The sequence below is a fragment of the Nostoc sp. NMS7 genome (genome assembly GCF_017115085.1).
Lineage (GTDB): Bacteria > Cyanobacteriota > Cyanobacteriia > Cyanobacteriales > Nostocaceae > Nostoc.
On record NZ_JABXKJ010000008.1, the window covers coordinates 1 to 23,211 of the forward strand.

General features: G+C 41.2%; 27 protein-coding genes. 12 read left to right on the forward strand and 15 right to left on the reverse strand.

Annotated elements, in window-relative coordinates:
• The first annotated feature begins 143 nt into the window (after window positions 1–143).
• Entirely contained in the window at window positions 144–347 is a 204-nt protein-coding gene (locus tag HWQ38_RS00545; protein ID WP_292789079.1) for a hypothetical protein, read from the forward strand.
• Window positions 348–668: 321 nt separating this feature from the next.
• Here HWQ38_RS00545 and HWQ38_RS00550 read toward each other — a convergent pair whose 3' ends face one another.
• Both HWQ38_RS00550 and HWQ38_RS00555 read right to left on the reverse strand, forming a co-directional pair.
• The gene (locus HWQ38_RS00550) at window positions 669–2,000 is read right to left on the reverse strand and encodes a transposase (RefSeq protein WP_292789081.1); all 1,332 of its coding nucleotides are present in this window, start codon (window positions 1,998–2,000) and stop codon (window positions 669–671) included.
• 110 nt (window positions 2,001–2,110) lie between these two features.
• Window positions 2,111–3,538 carry a hypothetical protein gene (locus HWQ38_RS00555; protein WP_292789083.1) on the reverse strand — a complete coding sequence of 476 codons (1,428 nt, stop codon included), beginning with the start codon at window positions 3,536–3,538 and terminating at the stop codon, window positions 2,111–2,113.
• A gap of 834 nt (window positions 3,539–4,372) precedes the next feature.
• On the opposite strand from HWQ38_RS00555, the gene HWQ38_RS00560 reads away from it, so the two are divergent.
• On the forward strand, window positions 4,373–4,516 hold the full coding sequence (locus HWQ38_RS00560; protein ID WP_292789086.1) for a hypothetical protein: 144 nt from the start codon (window positions 4,373–4,375) through the stop codon (window positions 4,514–4,516).
• A 168-nt stretch (window positions 4,517–4,684) separates the two neighbouring features.
• Entirely contained in the window at window positions 4,685–5,029 is a 345-nt protein-coding gene (locus HWQ38_RS00565; RefSeq protein WP_292789088.1) for a hypothetical protein, read from the forward strand.
• Between the two features lie 439 nt (window positions 5,030–5,468).
• On the opposite strand, the gene HWQ38_RS00570 is transcribed toward HWQ38_RS00565, so the two are convergent.
• Window positions 5,469–6,182: a PEP-CTERM sorting domain-containing protein gene (locus HWQ38_RS00570; protein WP_292789090.1), complete on the reverse strand. Its 714-nt coding sequence runs from the start codon at window positions 6,180–6,182 to the stop codon at window positions 5,469–5,471.
• Window positions 6,183–6,230: 48 nt separating this feature from the next.
• Window positions 6,231–6,419: a DUF3850 domain-containing protein gene (locus tag HWQ38_RS00575; RefSeq protein WP_292789092.1), complete on the reverse strand. Its 189-nt coding sequence runs from the start codon at window positions 6,417–6,419 to the stop codon at window positions 6,231–6,233.
• 41 nt (window positions 6,420–6,460) lie between these two features.
• On the opposite strand from HWQ38_RS00575, the gene HWQ38_RS00580 reads away from it, so the two are divergent.
• Window positions 6,461–6,586: a hypothetical protein gene (locus HWQ38_RS00580; RefSeq protein ID WP_292789094.1), complete on the forward strand. Its 126-nt coding sequence runs from the start codon at window positions 6,461–6,463 to the stop codon at window positions 6,584–6,586.
• Between the two features lie 26 nt (window positions 6,587–6,612).
• On the opposite strand, the gene HWQ38_RS00585 is transcribed toward HWQ38_RS00580, so the two are convergent.
• The 3 genes from HWQ38_RS00585 to HWQ38_RS00595 all read right to left on the reverse strand — a co-directional run bounded on the left by HWQ38_RS00585 (window position 6,613) and on the right by HWQ38_RS00595 (window position 7,895).
• The gene (locus HWQ38_RS00585) at window positions 6,613–6,756 is read right to left on the reverse strand and encodes a hypothetical protein (protein WP_292789096.1); all 144 of its coding nucleotides are present in this window, start codon (window positions 6,754–6,756) and stop codon (window positions 6,613–6,615) included.
• Window positions 6,757–6,983: 227 nt separating this feature from the next.
• Window positions 6,984–7,298, reverse strand: coding sequence for a hypothetical protein (locus HWQ38_RS00590; protein ID WP_292789098.1), 315 nt, complete (start codon window positions 7,296–7,298; stop codon window positions 6,984–6,986).
• 396 nt (window positions 7,299–7,694) lie between these two features.
• Complete coding sequence (locus tag HWQ38_RS00595; protein ID WP_292789100.1) at window positions 7,695–7,895, reverse strand: DUF3850 domain-containing protein; 201 nt, start codon at window positions 7,893–7,895, stop codon at window positions 7,695–7,697.
• 338 nt (window positions 7,896–8,233) lie between these two features.
• Between HWQ38_RS00595 and HWQ38_RS00600 the strand changes: the two genes are divergently transcribed.
• Window positions 8,234–9,430: a hypothetical protein gene (locus HWQ38_RS00600; protein WP_292789102.1), complete on the forward strand. Its 1,197-nt coding sequence runs from the start codon at window positions 8,234–8,236 to the stop codon at window positions 9,428–9,430.
• A gap of 216 nt (window positions 9,431–9,646) precedes the next feature.
• On the forward strand, window positions 9,647–9,799 hold the full coding sequence (locus tag HWQ38_RS00605; RefSeq protein ID WP_292789104.1) for a hypothetical protein: 153 nt from the start codon (window positions 9,647–9,649) through the stop codon (window positions 9,797–9,799).
• 31 nt (window positions 9,800–9,830) lie between these two features.
• On the opposite strand, the gene HWQ38_RS40305 is transcribed toward HWQ38_RS00605, so the two are convergent.
• The 6 genes from HWQ38_RS40305 to HWQ38_RS00630 form a co-directional block, all read right to left on the reverse strand.
• Entirely contained in the window at window positions 9,831–9,977 is a 147-nt protein-coding gene (locus HWQ38_RS40305; protein WP_366933197.1) for a DUF1902 domain-containing protein, read from the reverse strand.
• A gap of 46 nt (window positions 9,978–10,023) precedes the next feature.
• On the reverse strand, window positions 10,024–11,892 hold the full coding sequence (locus HWQ38_RS00610) for a protelomerase family protein (RefSeq protein ID WP_292789106.1): 1,869 nt from the start codon (window positions 11,890–11,892) through the stop codon (window positions 10,024–10,026).
• A 158-nt stretch (window positions 11,893–12,050) separates the two neighbouring features.
• Window positions 12,051–12,806: an N-6 DNA methylase gene (locus HWQ38_RS00615; RefSeq protein ID WP_292789108.1), complete on the reverse strand. Its 756-nt coding sequence runs from the start codon at window positions 12,804–12,806 to the stop codon at window positions 12,051–12,053.
• Window positions 12,807–12,837: 31 nt separating this feature from the next.
• A complete protein-coding gene (locus HWQ38_RS00620; protein ID WP_292789110.1) occupies window positions 12,838–13,668 on the reverse strand; it encodes a restriction endonuclease subunit S in 831 nt (276 codons plus the stop codon).
• Window positions 13,668–14,120 (reverse strand): type I restriction-modification enzyme R subunit C-terminal domain-containing protein, encoded by a 453-nt coding sequence (locus tag HWQ38_RS00625; protein WP_366933200.1) that lies wholly within the window; start codon window positions 14,118–14,120, stop codon window positions 13,668–13,670. The genes HWQ38_RS00620 and HWQ38_RS00625 overlap by 1 nt, the downstream gene beginning before the upstream one ends.
• On the reverse strand, window positions 14,080–15,675 hold the full coding sequence (locus HWQ38_RS00630) for a DEAD/DEAH box helicase family protein (protein ID WP_292789111.1): 1,596 nt from the start codon (window positions 15,673–15,675) through the stop codon (window positions 14,080–14,082). The genes HWQ38_RS00625 and HWQ38_RS00630 overlap by 41 nt, the downstream gene beginning before the upstream one ends.
• A 736-nt stretch (window positions 15,676–16,411) precedes the next feature.
• Between HWQ38_RS00630 and HWQ38_RS00635 the strand changes: the two genes are divergently transcribed.
• The 4 genes from HWQ38_RS00635 (at window position 16,412) to HWQ38_RS00650 (ending at window position 19,078) form a co-directional block, all read left to right on the forward strand.
• Complete coding sequence (locus HWQ38_RS00635; protein ID WP_229501455.1) at window positions 16,412–16,747, forward strand: type II toxin-antitoxin system RelE/ParE family toxin; 336 nt, start codon at window positions 16,412–16,414, stop codon at window positions 16,745–16,747.
• The gene (locus HWQ38_RS00640; protein ID WP_292789118.1) at window positions 16,740–17,855 is read left to right on the forward strand and encodes a HigA family addiction module antitoxin; all 1,116 of its coding nucleotides are present in this window, start codon (window positions 16,740–16,742) and stop codon (window positions 17,853–17,855) included. Before HWQ38_RS00635 ends, HWQ38_RS00640 begins: the two co-directional genes overlap by 8 nt.
• A 106-nt stretch (window positions 17,856–17,961) precedes the next feature.
• A complete protein-coding gene (locus tag HWQ38_RS00645) occupies window positions 17,962–18,216 on the forward strand; it encodes a hypothetical protein (RefSeq protein WP_292789121.1) in 255 nt (84 codons plus the stop codon).
• Window positions 18,217–18,508: 292 nt separating this feature from the next.
• Window positions 18,509–19,078: a hypothetical protein gene (locus tag HWQ38_RS00650; RefSeq protein WP_292789124.1), complete on the forward strand. Its 570-nt coding sequence runs from the start codon at window positions 18,509–18,511 to the stop codon at window positions 19,076–19,078.
• Window positions 19,079–19,122: 44 nt separating this feature from the next.
• Here the strand turns inward: HWQ38_RS00650 and HWQ38_RS00655 are convergent, their stop codons facing one another.
• Window positions 19,123–20,052, reverse strand: a complete 930-nt coding sequence (locus tag HWQ38_RS00655; protein ID WP_292789126.1) for a tyrosine-type recombinase/integrase — start codon at window positions 20,050–20,052, stop codon at window positions 19,123–19,125.
• A 545-nt stretch (window positions 20,053–20,597) separates the two neighbouring features.
• On the opposite strand from HWQ38_RS00655, the gene HWQ38_RS00660 reads away from it, so the two are divergent.
• Window positions 20,598–21,485: a 4a-hydroxytetrahydrobiopterin dehydratase gene (locus HWQ38_RS00660; protein WP_292789128.1), complete on the forward strand. Its 888-nt coding sequence runs from the start codon at window positions 20,598–20,600 to the stop codon at window positions 21,483–21,485.
• Window positions 21,486–21,802: 317 nt separating this feature from the next.
• On the opposite strand, the gene HWQ38_RS00665 is transcribed toward HWQ38_RS00660, so the two are convergent.
• Window positions 21,803–22,207 carry a hypothetical protein gene (locus HWQ38_RS00665; protein WP_292789131.1) on the reverse strand — a complete coding sequence of 135 codons (405 nt, stop codon included), beginning with the start codon at window positions 22,205–22,207 and terminating at the stop codon, window positions 21,803–21,805.
• 223 nt (window positions 22,208–22,430) lie between these two features.
• On the opposite strand from HWQ38_RS00665, the gene HWQ38_RS00670 reads away from it, so the two are divergent.
• Window positions 22,431–23,210, forward strand: coding sequence for a ParA family protein (locus HWQ38_RS00670; RefSeq protein WP_292789134.1), 780 nt, complete (start codon window positions 22,431–22,433; stop codon window positions 23,208–23,210).
• Window position 23,211 lies beyond the last annotated feature (1 nt).

A 23,211-nucleotide genomic window follows, 5' to 3' on the forward strand; every position in this document is an offset into this window, starting at 1 on the left:
GTTATTAACTATGCTTTTTTATCAAAATATTCTTTAAGCCTTATCTATACAATAAAAAATATATATATCAGATAAATTAAATATATACAAATAAGCAAAAATGATATATACTTAACTCATAAGTATATACATACTGAATCTATATGACTGACTCTAAAATTCGCTTGGAGACTTTTCGTATCCCTGAAAATACTTGGAAAGACTTTGTTGCTAAAGCCCGCAGCAATGGCGATAATGCTTCTTCTATTCTGCTTAATACTGTCCACGCTTATCTTGCTAACCAACTAAACTCTCCTGCCCCCGCTCCTGATCCTGCGATCGCTAATTTTCATCCATTGATTTTTTAGTGGGAACTTGCTAAATTTATTTGATAGTTTCTATGATTAATTGGGACTAACCCGTGGCGATCGCAGATCACTTGTTTAACTGCTCACCCTGGCGTTGACTATGCCTGAGACGGCTAGCGAAGGCGGCTCTGCCGCGTCTCCCTATCTAGGTCAATCCCCCAGCAAAAACTTCTTTCATCATACTGTTATGCTGATTAGAAAATAAGCTACAACAACTTGATATTTGTATAGTTTGCTTATTTTCGCCACAGCTAATGCCAAAAATTTAACAAACTTTATAACTCTGATTTAACCATCAATACTGTAGCCAAATTACGAGGGTTAAACGGCTGTAGAAGCATTGTGAATACGACCAAGAGAGGTAAGCTTGGCAAAAATCTGGGATAATAAAATAGGCTCTTGTGGTTCAGGAAGCATTTTTAACATTTCACGAACATATCGAAAACCACGACAATAAGCCTGAAGATCAACAATGCCAGAGCCAGGATTATCTTGACGGAACTGAGCTAGAAGATAATGAGACAAATTGACCATAAAAAATGAAAGGTTGACAGCATTAGTCACCGCAGTTTGACCCCTGTTCATAAAATCCTCCAATCCCCAAAACTGTTTAGCATCATGAAAATTAAATTCGATTTGGAAGCGCAGTTTATAGTAGTCGATTATTTTCTCATATGATAAACTTAAGTCACTAGAAAACAGAATTACGTGACTGCAAGCATTAGTTTTCAGATTGGTTTTCACCAAAATAACTACATTGAGTGGCTGGGCAAATTCTTTATGAAGTAGAGTAGATTGATAAATATCGGTTTTGATATCTTCTTCAATACTACTTTGACGCAAATATGCCTGAGAAATATTACGCCAGTCTAGCTTATCTCCGTATTTACGACGTGAACGATGATTAGGGTCACGATTTTGGGAAGGTATATATAATGCCGAATCGTGGCGTAACTTGGATATTATGTGCAACTTTACCTGGTTCGCCATTTGCAAGGCATTATTGTTGCCGAAATGACCATCTAGGACTAAGTAAGTGAGAGGGATAAAGTTAGCTATTAACTCAAATAGCTTATTAATCATCGCTTTAATTCGTAGTAATTCAGATGTGAAAATTACTTCCGTTTTGTTTTTATTTTTACTCCCTTTTGGTCGTCCACGCCCACGTTTTTCTTGAGTTTTTATTTCTGAGTTTGGCGATACACTACTTTTTTCTACATCACTCTTTATAACCTGTTCTATCTGAATCGGAAATGAGTGCCTTTGTTTGACACTTACTAATGATAATGTAAAGAAAGATAGTCCCGATATCGGTTTACTCATTAGACTGGAAAAAAACCTATCTAATCCATATGTTTTTTTCCCGGCTTTGCTTATTACTACCTCATCTCCTGCCAACAGATAAACATCATTTGGACAAAACAAATGCCGACGAAAAAATACCCAGAATAATGTCCCCCACGGTATAACTGTCTGAAAGAATCTTATCACCGTCCGATAACTACCACCAATGCCTGCCCAACGAGATATTCCCAACATTGTGACTCGTCCGCTCATGGCTAACATGGCCATGATGATCTGACTCAACTGACGCATTGTCGTCACTTTTATTTCTGGTAGCAGGCATTGCAACAGTGTTAGGATGTCGAACATGGGCTGTATGTGGCTTTTGAGTTGTCGTTGTGGAAGACAATAACTCTACTACATCAGCCCTCTCTCTTCATACTCTTTTTTTGGCTAAGGTATTGAACCATTAAAAGCCTTTATCGTTGTCGTTGTCGTTTTCCAGAGGAAGACTGTTCCTTATCGTCATCTTTAGGACGCTTAGGAAGCGGGCTTTGGTTAGGCTGTGGCTGTGAACCTTGGTTAGGTACGATGGTGACTTCTCCGCCGTTGTCGTTTTTACCTCCCGCAAAGACTATATTAGGGATTTTCCGTTGAGCCTCCCCAGTTTGAGCTCCACTCGCTATCGTCGTGTGCATCCCACTGCCTTTTTTAATTCCCATATAGACCGACCCTCCGCCATCCAGATTAAGAGTATTTGGTCGGGTTTGTGTTTCCTTGATAGCCCGTTTTTTATTACTGCCTTCGTTCTCACCGTATTGATAACTCCCCTGAGTCACTATTTCTTGCCATTCTTTCATCGTCGCACCACGGTTTTTGGGGTCGCGCCTCTTACCCCCACTGGTTATTGTATGCATAATAACATCCCCAGATTCCACGTTTGTTGGAGGAAACGTTGATATTGCTGACCGAGGATTTTTATCACTCGCATGAGTGAGTGCCCCCCATGTGCTATTTAGTGGGTTATCTATCTTCTCATCCCTCGTCTGCTCGTTACCAGGTTTTGGGTTTGCGGGGTCGGGCAATTTGAATTTGAACCTATCATCTTCAAACTGATTATCGCCTTTACCCGGCTCCAGCACCGGACCTGCGCTAATTCCCATGCTGCTATTAACGTTCAAGGCGCCATAGTCACCACGGTATGCCTCTGGGATTGGTCTGTGTTTGTTATCATCTCTATACCCAGTTGGTCCTACTGGCATTCCTACGTTAGCAGGTCTATTGGATTTAGGTGAGAAATACCCCCCATTAATTACCGCCGTACCCGTACCAGGTCTCAAATGACTATGGGCCAAATGTCTTGGATCTGCTGGCTGTGGTTGACCTATAACGCCTCCCTTCCCAGCACCTTGATGCACGCGAAGCCGATCATACGTGTCGCCGACTCCCATATGTTCCATAATCTCGCCTGGTCTTTGATTATTAATCGCGTTCCTATCGTCTTCTGTTAATGATGGGTTGTCAGCCACTGGTCTATGTATACGAGTATGGATAATACCCGGAGCCACGCTCTGCACTCTTACCTGCTCCCGAACGGCTTCGCCTAGGGCGTTAGCCTTCCGCCGCACTAACGGGAAGCGGGAGCCATATTTAATCCCTAGTTTCTTTTGTCTCTTTTCCTCAGGCGACAATTCTTCCTGCTCCTGCGGCTCGGAGGAGGAATCGGAATCCATCATGCATTGAACTGCGTTAATAGTATTTGTATTAGATTTAAGGAGAGGTCTATGTCGATCCACGCGGTGTTGTTCCATCTCTTGTTCGGACTTCTCTCCTAGCTCACCTATAGTAGACTTAGCCTGTAGTAGAGGTTCGCTCTCCTGTTGAGAAGGCAGAGGTTGTCCCCTCATATTTTTATGCTGGACTGGGGTGGTATGAGCTGGCTCACTCCTCGGTATCTGAGTCAAATTATGACCATAACGTTGCGCGCGCATCAACTTGGTATTTAAGTTCACGGGCTTCGTTGGCGCCTGTTGTGATTCCATTCCAAAATATCGTGGTTCAAACATTGCCTCTGCTGGGGTTTGAGCTACTTTTATTTTTGGTTTATTAGTTTCATTCTTCTGGTATATACGCAGTTTCTTTGACATATCGAATAACTTTCGCAGTCGGTTTTGAGAGGTTTGAAATGCGCCGGAATACACAAAGTAACCATTATATTCTATTGTTTCACAAATGACTTATGTCAACTATTATACTTTTGTCTATACTTGAGCAACCATTTCGCAACGCGCCATCATACGTGAAAATTCACCTGTCCGGCAGCCAAATTGGGAGGGTGGTGTGCAGGACAAACGTATCCCTCCCAAAGGCGGAATTCTCATAAATAAATGGGTTGACTCAGCGCGATGCCAACGAGAATACCGCAGCCATCGCACACAGAAAAGCTGCTGTCAGATGTAGTCCAGTCTGCGATCGCGTACCAGTCTACTAAAACTGCGATTGCTGTCCACTGCCACCAAAGATTTTTTCGCTTCTCAATTTTTCACAGCGTGATCACTAACTCCTAGCTAATTCCCCATTTTTACCCATTGTATGACCGCACCCCCTCCGGCATCGCTGTACCAGTTTAGTCGTAATATATTTTTATACAAAACATGGTAGTCACCACTGAATATACCCAAGTTTTGTATCAGAATTTGATACCGTAGTCACGACCTCTATATAAATAGATATTAATCCTCGTGACTACCAAAATCATCGTGACTATCAGACGTGACTACCAAAACCTCCAATATATTTTTAAGGCATTGGGTGTTGCACGATCGCACCTCTTCACCCCTGCCACAATCGTCTACACCCAATTTCGGGTAACATCCCACAGCTAAGGCAGTATACAGCCCTACTCAATCTTCCAATTAGGCGTATAACCAGAAGTAACTTGGCTATACATTTGCAAGACCGATGCAGAAATACGTCCTGAGAGTTTTGCGATCGCCCATAGCGCTCTTGTAAAATCATTTTCAATTGTTGAGAATTCGCTCAGGAAAAAGTTTATGGCAGATATGTCCGGTCAAAACCCCTCGGAAATCACAATGGCAACGGTTGATGAAGAACGAAAAGGCGCAACTTTCAGAGGTACGGTCATCCTTGGTATAGATCCTGATGGTGGGGAAGTCGTTTTCTTTAGAGACTTTTTAATTGAAGATTATAAAGGCGAACTTACCGCAAATCTTGCAACAGATGGCGATATAACGAAAAGCATTGATTTAGGCGAACTCGATCATAAAAGCCCCAGTTTTAGGCTGCCAATTCCGCTCTTAACGGATACATTACCCTACAATACAGTCGTGTTGAGCGACAAAAAAAGCAAGAAAAAAATCCTGACGATCAATCTATAAAATTTGTAACTTAGCTCGTAGTTCAGCCAAATTCGATTGCCCTCCTGTATAGATATCAAATGGGTTCTATAGGTAGTCAGACTCTTACTAATTTTTATTTGAAATGTTTTGACTCCTACTGTTCCATAGTCTTTTAGCCATTTTTCAATAGTTTTTATATGTGGTACTTTCTCACCCTTAAGCTCTTTTTTAATATAAATGCGAATATTTTCAACTGTTGGTTCTTCGGAAAAAGTCATATTAAAAAACCTACGATATTTACTTTGATACATACCTGCGCTTAGTTTACCCATCAGTATGCATTAAATAACACTCGACTAGTTTTAAATTTCCAATAGAGTTTTATCTCTAAAAATGTCGGGAAATATGGGGAATGAGGCATTAATCGAAGTCGTCAGGTATTCCCGCCTCTTTTAGCGTCTCCTGTAGCTTATGCTGCTTAAAAAGCTCTTTGCTTCTTATATTTAAATCGTGCTGCCATTAGACCTACACTACCTAAAACAGTACCAGCGATCGTCGAGGGTTCAGGAACGGTTTGAGGGACAGATGTAGAGCGAGCGATCGTCAAGGGTTCAGGAACGGCTTGAGGGACAGATGTAGAGCGAGCGATCGTCAAGGGTTCAGGCACGGCTTGAGGGATAGGTGTAGAGCTAGCAGAAGCGACATAGATAACAGGAAGACCAGCATCAAAACCCCCAATACCAGCCTCAAAACCCCCAAAATAACTAGCATAATGGTTATTCTTCGTGAGGTTTCCTGTTCCCTCAAAACCTTTAGGAAATGCTAATTGTAAGTATGTACCCTTCTCATAAAAATTAAAGTTCAAGATATCAGAGCCTGAGTTAATTGGATTACCAAAAATTATCCCAACATTAGAATTGGAATTGAATGTATCGACAACCATATTACTTGCGTTCAGTATATTAATTGAAAAACTCGAAAGATAGTTAATACCGTTAGTAGGAACGGCTCCTCCTGAATAGGAGAAAGTCCCATTAAAAGAACCGTTTGCCACTCCTGTTGTACCGAATGCGTCTGCTGGCGCAAATCTACCAAAAAGGTTGAATTCCAAAGCACTAGCAGAACCGCTTCCAACAGTTGCAAGCATTGCAAAACCAGTAACAATGGACGCTAACATTTGGACTAATTTCATATTCGTAATCCTGAATAATGAGACAACTGCTATAAAAACACTGAAAGATTAAATATTATAGACATGAAAGGCGTTCAAAGTACAGCACTTAAAACCTTTAGTTATTTGATAATAGCGGTCGTTTTTACGTAGTTCAAAAGTCTTGCGACCGTCAATGACATCTTGGTAAAAAGTCTTGCGACCGTCAATGACATCTTGGTAAAAGGGCATCCAAGTTTTTAAATTATGTGTGGCCATTGGTTTTGTAGTTGTTTGGACTTGTTATTTGGACTTGTTATTTGGACTTGTTATTTTTGGGTGAGATGTCGGGAAATGGAATTATCCCGTTGGTGGCATTAATATCTGGAACACACCACCAAAGCAAAACCCCACAGCGACAAGACGTGCTACGTGCTACGGGGTGAGAATTGGGGTTATGAGGAATGGGGCATTAATCGAAGTCGTCAGGCAATTCTGCCTCTTTTAGCGTGTCCTGTAGCTTACGGTAGGTGGGTAAGGACGGGTGAGATAGTGAAATATTTTTTGGTTGCTCTTTACCTTCTACAGGATTTTGGACACATGAGGTAGGCTGCACACTGAAATTATCTTTCTCTAATCATAGGATCAATCATTCTGTGGAGTTCTCTAACGAATTATAGGAAGGCTAATTTTTGAAAAAGTTAAGATAATTTTGCCAGTTTTGCCAAAATTTTCTAGGCTCTTATTTTGGCAAAGGTATTGGTAAAGAACAGCATTTAATCTCTCAAAGTTGGTTTTTTCAACATCCTTCGCCTGAAAAGCTCGCTCTGCCATTCGTTGTATCTATATTGACAGTATTGACGTTGTAGTTGTTGTTGTCTTCCCATTAGTTGATGAAGTTGTTAATGGGATTAGGACTTGCTTCCGGCGGGATAGATCGTTAATGAAGTCTTCCGCTACAGACCCTACTGCACCTCCAACTAATCCTCCTGCAATGATACCAGCTAGTCCTGCTTTAGAGCCGATATAACTACCAGCAACAGCACCAACAATACTTCCAAATAAATTACCTCCAACTACAAGTTGAGATTCTTCCTCAGACAGTTCTTGCAATTCGAGTTCTTTAAGATTAGATAAATCAGACAATATGTTACTCATATCTATGCTCCTTAATTTTTGAGAAGCGATTTACAATTGCAGTAGTTTGCAATTGTTAAACCAGTGTAAGCAATGCTTTTAAACTTATAATACTCTACTAAGTGCTGTTAATTTTTTATTTTTCTAGGCTGCATCATGTCAATAAGTAGATATATTACAGGGAGCATCCCAGTTTTTATTCCTCCATTAAGAATAAATAAGAGCGAATCATTGTGACAAAAGTCTGTTACTAACTCTCATTACGACGCATTTTTTGATTTATGCACTTAAACAAAAAATTAAATAGAGGATGTAGTGCGATCGCACCTCACCAAAAACAAAATCCCACAGCTAGAGACGCGCTACGCCGTAGTTAAATTATTTAATCGCTAGCACCACATAACCGGACTCTAAACCTCAATCTGTAAGCAGATAAATTACTTCCTTATTGGCTTGCCTACCAGTGGGTGTTAGTTTGTTGCTAGGATCAACTTCAATCAAATTCAGGATATCGCCTACTTGATAATTGCGATCGTTTTTGCGTAGTTCAAAAGTCTTGCGACCGTCTATCACATCTTGATAAAAGGGCATCCAAGTTTTTAAATTATGTGTGGACATTGGTTTTGTAGTTGTTTGGGATTTGTTATTTTTGGGGAAAATGTCGGGAAATGTCTCATGTCCCTCACTTCTTTTTTGGAAATAGCAGATGTTAAAGCTAAATTCAGCCTTGAATTTCCAAAACCCAATGGAGATTAATTCAGAATTTCACGACAAGACACCAGAAATATTTTTCCCAAATTGCGAATAGCCATCAAAAATCCCTCAACCATCTGGAAGAGGGATTATTTGCATCAATTTCTAGCTTTTTATCAGTGTGATGTTCACAAGCCGTAGTAATATCAAAACGATCCTTTAACGCAATTTTTATAAACTTACCCACAATCGGAGTCGTATTAATGGCTACATTTACCGTTACTAATACCAACAATAGTGGTGCAGGTTCACTGCGGCAAGAAATTCTAGATGCTAATGCCCTGACAGGAAAAAACATCATCAATTTCAGCGGACTGTTTAATGATGGACTTGCTCATACCATCAGTTTAACTAGCAGTGGTCTGAGTATCACAGATAACTTGACCATTCAAGGGACAAATCCGAACTTATTAACTGTTAAGGATGATAGCGCAACACGAGTTTTTGATATTGCTAGTGGTGTAACTGCTGCAATCAACGGGCTGACTATTACCAATAGCTACAAAGGCACGGGAGGGGGTGGTGCTATCTCCAATGAAGGCGTTTTTACCTTGAACAATAGCATTATCACTGGCAATACTGCGGAAGCCCTTGGCGGCGGCATTTTCAACAATGGCACGCTTACGGTGAACTACAGTACTCTTACTAACAATACTGCGGAATCCAGTGACTACAATTTTTTTGCCAATAGCGAGGGAGGTGGTGTCCCCCCGATTTACTACGGTGGCGGCGGCATTTACAACAATGGCACGCTTACGGTGAACTACAGTACTATTAGTAACAATAAAGCAGGTACTAATCCTGACAACAGTGGCGGTAACCTTTACTTCAGTGGCGGCGGGATTGACAACAGTGGCGGCGGGATTGACGGTTCATATAGTCTATCTCCTAGACTTGTAGTAAACAACAGCATCATCACTGGTAATACTGCGTTATACGACGGTGGCGGGATTGCGAACGATAGCATTCTCACACTTAATGATAGCAAGATGATTGGAAATTCGGCGCGAGTCGGCGGCGGGATTTTTAACGCGTCAAACGCGGTAGTGGTTGACGAATTTGACGAAGGACAAGGAGTCATTAGTACCATAAGCCATAGCACTATTAGTGGCAATCAGGCACACTTTGGCGGTGGCATCTACAACGATGGTGCCCTCACAGTAGGCAACAGCACTATCAAGCAGAATAGAGCTTTCGGGATCGAATTCATTACTGGTCAAAAAGAGTCTGGGGAAGGTGGTGGCATTTATAATAACTCTACTAAATATGCCAGTGCCACACTAGACTACAGCACTGTTGCTTCTAACTTTGACACTCCACAAGAGGATTCAACTAAGTTTATCAAGCTCCATAATCTCGTAGGTAAATTCATAAATATTGGCTCATTAGTGAGAGTTTAAAACCACATTTTTTGTCACTTCCTAATTATCTTTAATCGAAAACTAAAGATAATATAATTATTCACTCCTCCCATGCGAAATCATCGAAACTCCTGATTTCCGGGTACAAGTATCATTGAAAGAGAAAACCGCATTAAACTTAAAAGTTTTATTGCATAAGGATTTTAGTGAGGGTTGCAGTAGCTGTGATGAAATGGTCTTGATTTATTTTTCTCGGTGGGGAGTGTCAAAAATTCGATTTCAGAAGCACAAGCTTTGACGGGGTTATTTAGGGAAGTGCTGAAAAGTGCGATCGCTTCTGGGGAATTAAAAGCCCAAGTGATTGGTAAGGGTTGGCGAGTTAAACGCAACGACCTAAAAGCTTATTAACTCTTTAGAAATTTCTCTTTCTATTTCAGTCTCACTTGAGTACGTTGTTAACTCTAAGTAGAGAGGGTAAGTAAAAGAAACTTAAGTGATGATTTAATTCAATTAATTCGGGAATTATGATTTTTAGCTTTTCAGTGAGTTCTTCTTGAGTGTCGGCTTCTGTTACCTTTGACGACATCCCCCTACAAACAGCTAACACAGACCATCCAACCCGCTAATTGGCTTTAGTTTCTCCCTGCCTTAAAGCCTTCACCACTAAGGAACTCATCGTTTATCAGCAACAGAATTTTATCTGTGTCCTTGCCCTTGTTGGCATAGCTGGCAGGGTTACTGGGGTCTTTCTTGTTCTCCATGCCGAACTTAGCATTATGGCTGATTATTTCATCCTTGTGCTGCTCAATCCAATCGCGCACTAGCAAACCATTACAGCCCGATAACTCCCTGAGTGCTTGGTTGGTAATTGCAAGACGATCTGAGTCTCCAGTCGCCACAGTGTCATTGTACAGAGCGATCGCTTGATAAGACCTACGAATTTTTTCTAAAGCTGCCAACGGTGCTTTACTTCTCCACACTTCGGCATCGGTCTTGGTTTCCCAGTCAATCTCTTCTTTTGGTGCTACTAATTTGGCAGTATTGACAGGTGTTGTTGCTCTATTCTGCAAGGCTTTCTCTACTGCCTCGTCTACCATCTTTTGAATCATGTCGTGTAGATTATCTAAATTAACAACGGACTGACTATCTTCGACTATTAAATTATCTGCCTTGACCAGCTTGGTTGCATTTATGATTTTATTCTCCTCTTCCAATTGGTCATGGCTTTCTTGTAACTTGTTATTTATTTCTTGTAACTGCTTGACTTGTGCCGACAATTCCGCAATTTCCTGTTGTGCCGTCTCTAGTTCTGTGGCAGCGTCTAAACGGTTGTTATACGACTGAATCAACTCGCTGACTACTGACTGATGGTTAGGTAATTCTAATTGCTCTTGCACGTAGCGAATAGCTGCTAAATCCGAAGAATTAACCCGAACATTGGCGAGTTTTTCCCTTGGCAGATCACCGGGGAAGGGTACAGGTTTGGTGGTGTAATAATCTGAATAACCAAGCGTAGTGATAATGTGTTTTAAATCTCTATCGCTGATTTTTTCGCCTGGGGTAACATGACCGAGAAAGGAAGCAGCGAAGTACATTTTTGCCCCGACTGAACCCCTGCAATCCCGCTCGGTGACTAGACTTGCACAAGCAGCCCGTAATGCTGTACAGTCATTCTGCTCTTGACCGTGACGGAAGTTTAAAAGCGGTTCTTTAGTGTCCTTGCTTCCAAAATACTTTTGAACTACCCGACGCAATAAATTACCGCGTTTGTCTTCAATAGCCTTATTTTGTGCTGCTACATCACCGGGAAACTGGCTAGAGACTTCTTTGATTAATTCCTTAAGGCTGGCATCTTTCCGTAAGTAAGCCAAGCACTCAATGATGTATGAAGCAGCGAACAGAGTAGAAATTTTAAAAACTGGCTTCTCAGCACGTTTTTTACCTTGTCCTTCAAACCATGCTTGATAAGATTCACCATCTACTTCGGTAAATTTTCCTCTGGCTAGAATCTCATGAGGACGGCGGCCAGTAGCAGCTATCAAGCCCACAGCTAACTCGTGAATATCTTCGCTGGCTAGCAGTTTCTCTGTGACTTCTAAATACCTATCTGGATCAATCTCAACCCCTTTATTGCCATCTTCATCAGCACTGGTTAGGCGATCGCTTACCCTCGTGGTTTCGTTACGTTCTTCCCACTGCTTCTCATTCAGCCCACAGAGTAATAAGACATAGTGCTTTAGCTGGTTCCCGGTAACATTGCCCTCAGCATCATGTTTAGGTACTAGTTCAGCGTTTTTACCTTGTTCTAATGGCAGCGACTTAAATTTCTTATAGAAGCCGGCCCGACTCAACACAGTGCCTAAACTATCGACACTGTAGCTGGTATTGTCCTTTATCCACTGGTTGAACTGCTCACAGCATGGCTTGATTTCTTCGAGGCTTTGCAAATCCTTGGTGGCTTGAAATAGTTGCTCGACCCGATCCTGAACTACCTTTGACATTTCACTCCTCCCTTGTATTTCCAAGTTGTTATAACTATAACTAACTTGTTATTTAACGTCAAGATAGTTATATAACTTGTTTAATATATGTCGATTCCTGAAGTTTTTCTTAACAGGTAGATAAAACCAATAGAAAAGCGGGCTACAAAGTGAGCATCTTAAAAATAATTTAGATGTCTGTAAACTTCTAATTTCACTTCCAAATTTTCAGTGATCCCTTGGAACAGTTCCAAGGCTGCTCCTAAGTCCTCTGCAATTTCCAAAGCTAAAACATCCGGTGCAGGTAAATTATCAGAATCCTCTAAACTCTCATCCCTTAGCCAGAAAATATCTAAACTAACCTTATCCCGTTGTGTTAATTCCTCATAGGTAAATGCTCTAAATCGCTCATTTTCCTGACGTTCATGACGATTGTCAGCATTAAATGACTGAATAAAGTCTTGCAGATTTTCGTAACGCAGGGTGTTAGTTTTTAGCGTGAAATGTTGGTTAGTCCTGAAATCGTAAATCCAAAGCTTCTCTGTCCAATGCGTAGCGCTAGCGGGTTTGCGGTCAAAAAATAAAACGTTAGCTTTTACTCCTTGGGCGTAAAATATGCCTGTTGGTAATCTCAGCAGAGTGTGAACATCACATTCATGCAGTAACTTTTTGCGAATGGTTTCCCCTGCACCGCCTTCAAAAAGGACATTATCAGGGACAACAACCGCAGCTTTTCCGTTAATTTGTAGCAGAGTTTTAACGTGCTGGAGAAAATTTAGCTGTTTGTTAGAAGTGGTTGCCCAAAAATCATCCCGGCGATAAACGACTTTTTCTTTATCTGCTTTCCCGTCATCTTTGAAAACAGTGATGCTGCTTTTTTTACCAAAGGGCGGATTAGTCAATATTAATTCAAAGCGATCGCCTGAATCTGCCATCAAGCTATCTTTGGCTTCAACCGGACTATCATCACCCGCAATCCCGTGTTGGTAATTCAGGAGTCTCTGGTGCGACGGGTTCTTTATATTTCAGTTTCCAACTATCATCCTTGGGAGTTTTACCCTGTGCTTGCATTTTCGCCAATTGTTCAGCTTCCCACTTCTCCCGGCGCTGCTTGAGGATGCGTTCAAGTAACACTGATGCGGGTTCTAATTCCCCTTGATATGCTGTGCGCCAATATGCGGTTAAATTTCCTTCAACTGCGGCTTTTAGCACCGCCTGACGGTAGCGTTTTAACTTTGCTTTTACCTTTTTGAGTAACTCTACCCCTGCATCAAGTTGGGTGAATAGTTCCTCAATTTTGGCAACGATGCGATATTGTTCGGGGAGTGGGGGAAGGGGGATATTTTGAGCAAAAACATCAGAATCTCTAACTGCTGGATAACTGGTTCCCCTTTGTAGTTGATTAAGTGGTTCCAGAAAATTATCATTTTGTGTAATTAAAAAAATAAAATTTTGAGAAATTTCTTTAGAGGGTCTTATAACACAAAATCCTGTAGAGGCTATCTGATTATGATAAATATTAGGAACGACAGCAATATTTTTAAGGTACGTCCTTACAGTAGAAAATAAAATATCTCCTGCCTTAACAATCTGTCTAGCCCGTGACGGTGCATTTTCTCCTAGATAAGTTTTAGGCTGTGTGATTTTTTGCACAGAATTATCAATAGATGCAATGTCTAGGTAAACAAATTCTTGTTCAGGATTTATTGATGGATTAATATTCTCTATTTTTTCTACAACATCTTCCAGCTTCGCCCACACCCAACCTTTTGGTAACTCATACAAATCCTCACCCATTACGCAGCTAAAACCTCATTCAACTCATCCAAAATACCTATCAAATCATTCCCAAATAACTGATTACCCTGAAACGCTTCTTGAGGCATTTCTTGTAAATCCTCCGCCTCAATTCTTACACTGGTAATAATATACTCCTTAATCTTCTCCAACCACATCACCTGCTGAGAACTAAACCCCTTACCCCCTACCCACTGCTGAAACTTCTCCTCAACCGATACCGAGTAAGGTTCTAAAACCTCCGTTTCCCCCATCGCAAAGCGTACCAGAGAAATGATATCAGTCAACAACTTTTGTACCCCCGCACCTCGCACCTTATCCGTTTCTAGTTGGGCGTAAGCATCCCATAACCTCTCAGGGGTCAAATTTCGGGGGGGACGTGACAGCGCATTTCCTAACTGCTTAATCTGCTCATAAGTAAACTGTCGCTGGAGGTTTAATATCCGTCCCAGTGGAAATTATATCTACAGTCACAGCAATGCGGGGGTTAAAAGAATTGCGGAAACTGGCAATTAAATGTTCTGTTTTCTCCCCCGTGGTGCGGTAGGTAATCTTTTTACAAAACTCATTTCCCTTACCAAATTCTTCCCGCACAATTCGCACAATATCTTCGGCGTGAGAATCATCTTTAGCAAAAATCAAAGTTTTCGGAACTTCCGTTCTATCTGGGAATATCTCGGTAAATAATCGCTGTTTAAAAGTCCGAATCACCGTGCGGATTTGGTCAATTGCTACAACAGAACGGTCTAATTGCCTCCCGGCATAGCTTAATTCTTCATCCAACTGCTGCCAACGCACAGCACGGGTTTGACGATTTCGCGTATCAACATAAAACCCAGATTGAACAGTGCTACCCTGTTCGGTAATTTGAGTGCGGATGCGATAAACCTCATACCCCACATTTACCCCATCAGCTACCGCCCGTTCGTGGGGATATTCCATCACCAAGTTTTGATTAAAAAAACCAAAGGTTTGCAGAGATGGTGTAGCAGTCAAGCCAATAATAAAAGCATCAAAATATTCTAATACTTGCCGCCACACATTGTAAACTGAACGGTGACATTCATCGGTAATGATAAAATCAAAAGTTTCAATGGGAATTTTGGAATTGTAAACTACATCCTTGGGCTGTTGGTTTTCCTGTTCTGCATCAAACTGGGATGCTTCCTCATTTTCTGCTTCAAATTCAGCTTCTCCCCGCAACATCGAATAAAGCCGTTGAATTGTGGTCATACAAACTTTATTCACTGGGTCGATGGTGTTGGAAGTCAATAACTGCACATTATAGAGTTCTGTGAATTTGCGCCCATCATCAGGAGTGACATACTGCTGAAATTCTTTTTGGGTTTGTTCTCCTAAATTCTTCCTATCTACCAAAAACAAAACCCGTTTCGCCCCAGCTATTTTAATCAACCAGTAAATAAAACTAACGGCAGTATATGTTTTACCAACACCTGTCGCCATCTGTATCAAGGCTTTGGGACGATTTTGTTTTAGGGAATTAAATAAACCAGCAATGGCTTCTTTTTGACATTCTCGTAAATCTTCAGTGTCAATTTCCGTTAACAGTTGCAAACGTCTTCTGAGGGTGTCAGATTGTCCTAACCATTCCTGTAATGTTTCTGGTTTGTGGAAACTAAACACCTTTCGAGAGCAAAAATCAGGGTCACGGTTATCTGTAAAATAGGTTTCTACGCCCGTGGTTTCGTAGAGGAAGGGTAAAGGTTTGCGGTGACAGTTTAATGTCGGGGGGAGCCGGAATGAATATTTATCAGATTGAGTTTCAACTCCACTGAGGGGCATACCTACTTTTTTAGCTTCAATTACACCCGCAGCTTTGCGGTTAATCATGAGTAGGTAATCAGCAAAACCAGACTTGAGGGAATATTCCCGCACAGCAATCCCCAAAGAAGCACTTAGATTAATTTGTTTGTAGTCTTGAATAATCCAACCTGCATCGGTTAGCAATTCGTCAATTTTGAGTCTGGCTTGTTCCTCTGGGGTCATGAAGTATTTAGTATACGGGTATTTAAATTGTCATGTATTTTGAATAAAAAATGCAAGTGACATTAAATACAGTATAGTTACAGAATTGCTGTGCTTGTAAAAAAGAGGAATAAGATCAGCGATCGCTAATTGGGTACTGATGCAACCAGCACCCCTTATTGCTCAAGTTTCCTCTCTACGAGATACGCTACTCGCGTTCGCTTGTAAATAGACATAGCTTTTCCTCTATCATCAGTTTATTGCTATCAAAATTGATATCAAACGGCTGACTTTACCATCCGGTGAAATAATTTCAACTGTCTCCGCAATAGGGTTTAATTAAGTCCCGCTAGTAATTAGCGATCGCTAATCAGGAGATGGTTCTTTCTTACTAGATGGACTAAAGCATGAGTAAACTCATGCAACTTAACCGAAAATTATATTCCCGGATCTGGAATAGGGTAGGTATAATCAGCCAAAACAAAGGTCTATCATCAACTAGCACCTCTTTTGACAATTGCGCTTAAATCAGGAGTAATGCGGTATTGAATGAGCAGAAGTCTAATCATGTCTGCCAATGCTGAAGCTGGTATCAGATGAAAAAGCTGAAATTTTGAGCATGAAGCCGATTTAGAACAAATGTACTAGCAGGAAGTAGCTTTACGGTAATTTTTGGGTAATTGCTGTCATTTTTAGTTCAAGCGCATAGAATGTTATTAACCTTAAGGGTTAACAATATTAGTAGAAGTTTGCTACAATGGATATTGTATTTAATAATCGTAAATTTGAAAAAGAGTGCAATAACCAAAGGCTTCTAGAGAAAAATCATGGTGCAGATAGAGCAAAACGCATCCGAAGACGACTAGATAATTTACGTGATGCCAACGTACTTGAAGATATGCGAAATCTTCCAGGAAGATGTCACGAATTGCTTCAAGACCGCGCAGGTCAGTTATCACTAGATTTGGATCATCCATATCGGCTAATATTTGAGCCAGCAGATGAACCAATTCCTACCAAACCAGATGGTGGCATCGACTGGAATAAAGTAACTGCCGTTAGAATACTGGGCGTGGACAATACTCATGAGTAATGCAATCCAAAATCAATACACGCCAGATTACGTTTCTCCTCCTGGGGAGACTCTTCAAGAAATCCTTGAAGAGCGGGGTATGTCCCAAGCTGAACTGGCGGAACGTACAGGAAGACCTAAAAAAACAATTAACGAAATCATCAATGCCAAAGCAGCTATTACTCCGGAAACAGCATTGCAGTTAGAGCGTGTATTTAATATCCCAGCTAGTTTTTGGAACAACCGCGAACGACGATACCGAGAATTTTTAGCGCAACAGGATGAATTTGATCGCTTAGAAAAGCAAGTAGCATGGCTTAAAGGAATTCCTGTTACAGCCATGATTAAGTCTGGCTGGATTCGGCACTATCAGGACAAAGTTGAACAATTGCGGGAAGTGCTAAATTTTTTCGCCGTCGCCTCCCCTGAACAATGGGAGGGAATATGGTGTAGTACTCATGTGGATTTTCGGAAATCCCAGGCTTTTCAAAGTCAGCCTGGTGCAATGGCCGCTTGGCTGCGTCAAGGAGAAATTGAAGCTGCTGAGATTTCTTGTGCTACCTATGATGCAAATAAGTTTAGGGAGGCACTGCTACAAGTCCGCGCTCTCACGATGAAATCACCACAGGTTTTTCAACCAGAATTAGTGCGACTGTGTGCTGAAACAGGTGTGGCTGTGGTTTTTATACCGGAACTTCCCAAGACAAGAGCCTGTGGAGCAACACGCTGGTTAAATCCTCAGAAAGCGCTGATTCAACTCAGCCTGCGGCATAAAACTGATGACCATTTATGGTTTGCTTTCTTCCATGAATCTGGTCATATTCTGCTGCATGGTAAGCGTGATGTCTTCCTGGAAGGGAAAGGTGTTGCTGCTGTTGAGGATTTAGCGAAGGAGGAAGAAGCAAACAAATTCGCTGCGGACATACTTATCCCCCCTATTGAGTTGAAGCGATTTCTAGCTTCAGGTCAACAACGCACTAAAGTGTGCATTGAGCAGTTTGCTGCTGAAATTGGCATTGCACCAGGGATTGTAGTTGGCAGACTCCAGCATGATGGAATTTTACTGCCTAGTCACTGCAACGACCTAAAGCGCCGATTTGAGTGGGTTTTAGATGAGCCGGAAAGCTAATCATTCGATTGTCAGCAGAGTTAATCTATGTCTAAGTTATAACAGTAAGCAAATTATGTAAGAAGCAAGTATAGACTGAGAGTAGGTTATCGACTAAGTAACTTCCGTGGCTCACTCTCAGTCTCCAGATTCAAACAATTCCGAACAAAAAATTGACGAAGCAATCTATCAAATTGCTGATGTCACTAATAAGGTTTTGAACGTCCTCAGCAACAGTACAGATTTTGAAAAATCCGAATTTAATAACCTAGATTCTGAAATTCAGCAAGCTGAGAAAGATCAAGTAGAACGAAGAAAAGCTTTAGAGGCAGAAAATGAACGAAAACGGCAACAACTTGCTCGAAAGTGGAAACGTTACTAATCCAAGACACTTCATTTATTTAGATCGTAACCGTCTTTTTTCTTACACTGCTCAACTGTCAGATGGATTACCACAATTACGACATTTTCTAGAAAGTGTTAGCCAGAGTAATATAGATAATCCAGTTGAGCATTATACCGAAGGCGTTAAATAACTTTCAAATGAAGCAGAAGGTAGTTTAGGAGCAAAAGGATTCGGAGGTTCTGTAGGTGGTAAAAGAAACAACAAAAATATCCAAAAGAAAAGCCTTAAACAAGGAGGATCTACTGCCAAGTTCGAGTCTCTGCAAACCTTGTCTCAGGATAAAGCTGAACACGATAACCTTTACTTAGTTTTAGAAAAAGATTTAGTCGATGCTGGTTTATTACACGAAGTTGTCAAAGGAAGCCCATTTCCAAATCCTTGCCCCCCTCTAATCAAAATCACAGGAGTAGCACGCTTCTTTGACTGGGAATCGGTAATCCAAATGTTGGAACAACCTGACTTTTTATGGAGCGTTCTTGATCAGCAAGGGCGTCAAGTCTGGGGAAATGATAAAAATAAGCTTAAGGTTTTTGCTCAGTTAACTCGAACCTTTTACATGGGCCCATTGACTATTAGTATGCAAATCGATGGTTTAAACTTATGTGCATCTCTTGAGCCAAGCCATCTTTGTATGACGCTTAATCAGCTAAGAGCAGGATATGTACTATCAGGTGATGTTGAACTCACTATAGTAGGTTTTACTCCCAAACGACCATTGCAATCAAATAGCTTTCCTGGCATTGTTGGACAGTTTAACCTACAAGAATTTTTTCAGATTTTTTTAGGACAGGTAGATTTTATGGTTGACCCTTTAGCTATCTATGGAACGGTAATTTAAGCCAAATTGCAGAGAATGATGAATCTGTATATTAGGCAGTGATGTTAAACTCGTGGCAAATGCAAAGCACTACTGTCACCGGGGCGTATGTGAATATAACCTGCCGTTGTGGAAATATCAGCGTGGCCCATTGTTTGCTGGATTAACGGAACTGGAGTACGCATCTCAGCATTGTGCGTCGCATGGCTGTGCCTGAGCCAATGACAACTAACTTTCTCCATCAGCCCCGCCCGTTCTGCTGCATCTTTAATAATAGGATCAACATTTTGACGATGGAGCGGCTTATTTTTCCCGTTGCGGCTCTTGAAGACATAGGCATCTTTCGGCGCGTCTCCTCTGTAATTTATCAATTCCTGCCACAGATATTCCGGCAGTAAAATATGACGGGACTTGTCGCCTTTACCCACAACGGTAATTTGTCCGGTCAGATCGCGTGGTGTAAAGTCCTTCCATCTCAAACCTACCAACTCCGACACCCGCAACCCAGCCACGTATAAAAGCTTCAATATCAACAAATCCCTAATCTGTTGACCTTTATAACGATACTTGGCTCGTTCGGTGAGGCGAATCATCAAAGCGATATCAGTTAAAGTCAGAACTTTAGAGTGCAATCGCTGGTCAAGTTTTTTTAACTTAATCGCAGCACCGGGGTTTACCTTGATGTAACCAGTTTTGTAAGCAAAGGAAAGCAGACTTTTGACCGCCGCCATATAAGTTTTGATAGTAGGCGCTGCCAATCCCCGGTTATGCAAATGTTCAGAAAACTCCACCATATCTTCAACAGTCGTGTGAGCGATCGCCTTCCCCACCCCTGCCAAAAATCCTGTGAACTGCACCGCATAGCGCAGATAACATTTTTGGGTACTTTGCGGCTTATCGTGCAGCCACAGTTGAACTAAGCGCTGTTGGGCATCAACCGGCGCTAAATGGGATAATTGCTTCCCTCTGGGTTTAACTACGACTACTGGTGTCATAATTCTCGCGGATCTGAAACAGACAAAAGACTAATTTTGTCTCCTTCATACACATACAGCTGTTCGGTAACAACCAAAAGCATTTCTACTAATTTCTTTACCATTCCCCTGATATCAATTCCCCAAAACTGCTTTTTCTACAACCACAACCCATATTTAAGTATTTTTATTGCTGGACTTGGGTGTATTAAGTATCTCTCCCAAGCCTTAGCCAATGTCCACTTCGGACTGTAAATCAGCGTTATGTTAAGCGCCTGAAATGACCAAATATCATAATTTACATTATGGTTAATTTGTATAGTGCGTAAGTCCTACCATTATTAAGGTACGAAGACGCAAAGGCTAATATTCTCTTTGTGTCAGTCTTTAGCAAGATATGGTGATCATTTTTAATTTAATGGGTATCATAGTGTCAGAAATTTTATTGAAATGAAAGTTTTGTGGTGCGGACAAGACACCCACCATGCTATGCAAGTTCAATACTAATTAGCTGATCACCTTTAAGTTAACCAGCCATCGACAAGAACAGTAAGTTTCTATTTCTTATGCTTAATGCACCAATTTTTGTCAGTTACCGAAGAGCAGATAGTGCTGCCGAAACTGGACGTTTGCACAGTAGTATTCTTCGGGAACTGGGAAGAGATACCGTATTTATGGATACGTCTTCTATTGAACCTGGAACAGAATGGTCAAAAGAGTTGGAAGAGGCTTTGCAAAAAGCTCAAATTGTCATAGTAGTCATAGGTACTGAATGGATTCGGATTAGTGATGAATTTGGGTTCCGTCGTATAGATCAAGAAGATGATTGGGTTCGTCGTGAGATTGAGTTTGCACTTCGTGAGGATAAAAAATTACTACCGTTGTTGGTTAGAGATGCCAAAATGCCTCCCTCTAATAAGTTGCCTACATCAATTAGCGCCTTAACTCGAAGGCAGGCAGTAGATATTCGGGATGCATATTGGGATCATGACATCAAGCTTGTACTTGAGCAATTAAGATTAGTTACTGATCAAAATAAGAAGAGTAAACGTTCCCTTACAGGCAAGAATCTTTGGGGAATCTATCCCACTCCTGATCCAGAACAACCAGAACCAATTAGTAACGATAAACTTCAGATTGCACTCAGTAGTAACTTATCGAAGTGGGAAAAAGTAGTTAGTCCGCTCCCTGAAGATCCAACTAAAGTGCGTGTTGAAATTTTTCGCCAGTACAACTTTAAAACTTTCCGCCATGCCATCGAATTTATGAATCAGGTTGCACCTGGATGTGATATTGCACTCCACCATCCTCGATGGGAAAATGTTTGGCAAACAGTTAGAGTCTATCTAACAACTTGGGATATTGGTCATCAAATCTCTGATCGAGATATTCAGTTAGCAAAATATTTTGATAAAGCTTTTTCTGATTTTCCTGGAGCAAAGCTAGATAGCTAGGGCACGACCAAAACAGAACTTACGCATTGACAAATTAGACAACAAGTGCAGTATGTAAAAGAAGAAAAAATATGCGATGCCTGCGGCGGGCGGAGTCAGAGATATTCACAGATTTATAGCCAAATAAGGTGTGCCTGATGATAGTGAGTTAGCAAAAACTGTATTTGTCCAACCCTATATATAAATTGCCCAAGTTCAAGCCTAGAGTAACAGCCACTACCTATGGCAGAGCTTTTATTACCCTCCACCAAAATCATCAGTAACCCGCGATCAGAGAATAATCTCTATAGCTATTCCAAAAATACACACTTATGGAATTAGTTTAATACTGCCAGGGCTTCCTTGATTTTATCTTTAATAACTCCACCCTTAGCGGGTAGTGGTAACGCCTCATCAAGTAGCTTAACAACCTTTTTTAGTTTGCCCCGTATCTGCTTAAGTTCTTTCTGTAAATCTGCAATCTTCTCAAACGTGTTAGGAACTTCTTGAACTGCTACCAGATGACCCTCTCTAATCTGGCGTACCACTTCATCAATTTTAGCGCTGGCACTCTTATGCTTTTGGAGCCATTTTACGGTTTCCTCAAATAAGGTAAAGTTGTGCCGGACTTTTGGTTTCTTCCCCTGCATAAGCGAAGAAGGCCCCAACCTTAAATTCTCCTTGGAATTTGGGTGTAGAGTCCTTTTCTCCTTGCCAATAGTTCCACGCTTTAGTTTGCTCATGTTCCATTAGTGTGTATATTTGGATAAGTCCATTTTAGCGTAGTTTCAAATATCTGTTATCTAAAAGTGTGTATAACTGGATAAGCGTTTACAAGAAAATTGAGGGCTGAGGGCAGGCTAAAGCTAAAAAGCTAATTTTGTAAAAAGCTAATTAGCTAAATTTAGTATTTGACAAAATAATCAAATGACTCTAAGTTAAATAGCTAATTTAATAAATATATTTATGCTGACAATAACCGTAAGCTCCTTGAGTGGCGGTCAGGGCAAGACGACGACATCCCTGTTCCTGGGGCGGTTGCTATCGCGCCAGGGTTTACCTACCTTGATGCTAGACTCCGACCCCCAACACAATCTCACCACCTATCTAGGTTTCGAGTTAGAACCCAACCAACCAACCCTATTGGAATTTCTCAAAAAAACAGTCGCACCCGAAGATTGCATTTACCCGACTCAAGACAGCGACAATTTATTTTTAATCCCGTCCGACGACCAACTCGATACCGTACAAGATTATTTATCTAACAGTGGAGTTGGTGCAACCTTACTCAAGCGGCGATTGGAAGCCATCAGCAAAATATTCAAAGTGTGCATAATTGATGCCCCACCTCAGCGATCGCAAATTTGTTTAACAGTGATCGGCGCAGCAGATTTTTTGATTATCCCCGCAGAGGCATCAGTTAAAGGTTACGGTTCCCTCGTGCGGACGCTCGACTTATTGAACGGCTTGCAAGATGTTGGTGCAACGGATGCCCAAGTATTAGGTGTTTTACCGTTCCGCGATCGCTGGTTTGGTAAAACGCAAGCGCAAGAAAGTCGGGCTGCTGTAGATGGTATGCGTGACGAAGTGGGCGAGGGGTTGGTTTTACCTTCAATCCGCGAGTCAGAACGCTATAAACAAGCTATCAACAAACGTACAACCCTCTCGCAGTTGGGATATAACGACTTGGAATATCCATTTGAAATTTTAGTTGAAAAAATTCGCACTTCACTTGGGGGTAAATAAA

What these genes read in the sequence shown, in the direction of transcription:
- HWQ38_RS00545 (WP_292789079.1), top strand. Translation starts at nt 144, where the DNA reads ATGACTGACTCTAAAATTCGCTTGGAGACTTTTCGTATCCCTGAAAAT.
- HWQ38_RS00550 (WP_292789081.1), bottom strand. Translation starts at nt 2,000, where the DNA reads ATGTTCGACATCCTAACACTGTTGCAATGCCTGCTACCAGAAATAAAA.
- HWQ38_RS00555 (WP_292789083.1), bottom strand. Translation starts at nt 3,538, where the DNA reads ATGAGGGGACAACCTCTGCCTTCTCAACAGGAGAGCGAACCTCTACTA.
- HWQ38_RS00565 (WP_292789088.1), top strand. Translation starts at nt 4,685, where the DNA reads ATGGCAGATATGTCCGGTCAAAACCCCTCGGAAATCACAATGGCAACG.
- HWQ38_RS00570 (WP_292789090.1), bottom strand. Translation starts at nt 6,182, where the DNA reads ATGAAATTAGTCCAAATGTTAGCGTCCATTGTTACTGGTTTTGCAATG.
- HWQ38_RS00575 (WP_292789092.1), bottom strand. Translation starts at nt 6,419, where the DNA reads ATGGCCACACATAATTTAAAAACTTGGATGCCCTTTTACCAAGATGTC.
- HWQ38_RS00590 (WP_292789098.1), bottom strand. Translation starts at nt 7,298, where the DNA reads ATGAGTAACATATTGTCTGATTTATCTAATCTTAAAGAACTCGAATTG.
- HWQ38_RS00595 (WP_292789100.1), bottom strand. Translation starts at nt 7,895, where the DNA reads ATGTCCACACATAATTTAAAAACTTGGATGCCCTTTTATCAAGATGTG.
- HWQ38_RS00600 (WP_292789102.1), top strand. Translation starts at nt 8,234, where the DNA reads ATGGCTACATTTACCGTTACTAATACCAACAATAGTGGTGCAGGTTCA.
- HWQ38_RS40305 (WP_366933197.1), bottom strand. Translation starts at nt 9,977, where the DNA reads ATGTCGTCAAAGGTAACAGAAGCCGACACTCAAGAAGAACTCACTGAA.
- HWQ38_RS00610 (WP_292789106.1), bottom strand. Translation starts at nt 11,892, where the DNA reads ATGTCAAAGGTAGTTCAGGATCGGGTCGAGCAACTATTTCAAGCCACC.
- HWQ38_RS00615 (WP_292789108.1), bottom strand. Translation starts at nt 12,806, where the DNA reads ATGGCAGATTCAGGCGATCGCTTTGAATTAATATTGACTAATCCGCCC.
- HWQ38_RS00620 (WP_292789110.1), bottom strand. Translation starts at nt 13,668, where the DNA reads ATGGGTGAGGATTTGTATGAGTTACCAAAAGGTTGGGTGTGGGCGAAG.
- HWQ38_RS00630 (WP_292789111.1), bottom strand. Translation starts at nt 15,675, where the DNA reads ATGACCCCAGAGGAACAAGCCAGACTCAAAATTGACGAATTGCTAACC.
- HWQ38_RS00635 (WP_229501455.1), top strand. Translation starts at nt 16,412, where the DNA reads ATGGATATTGTATTTAATAATCGTAAATTTGAAAAAGAGTGCAATAAC.
- HWQ38_RS00640 (WP_292789118.1), top strand. Translation starts at nt 16,740, where the DNA reads ATGAGTAATGCAATCCAAAATCAATACACGCCAGATTACGTTTCTCCT.
- HWQ38_RS00655 (WP_292789126.1), bottom strand. Translation starts at nt 20,052, where the DNA reads ATGACACCAGTAGTCGTAGTTAAACCCAGAGGGAAGCAATTATCCCAT.
- HWQ38_RS00660 (WP_292789128.1), top strand. Translation starts at nt 20,598, where the DNA reads ATGCTTAATGCACCAATTTTTGTCAGTTACCGAAGAGCAGATAGTGCT.
- HWQ38_RS00665 (WP_292789131.1), bottom strand. Translation starts at nt 22,207, where the DNA reads ATGAGCAAACTAAAGCGTGGAACTATTGGCAAGGAGAAAAGGACTCTA.
- HWQ38_RS00670 (WP_292789134.1), top strand. Translation starts at nt 22,431, where the DNA reads ATGCTGACAATAACCGTAAGCTCCTTGAGTGGCGGTCAGGGCAAGACG.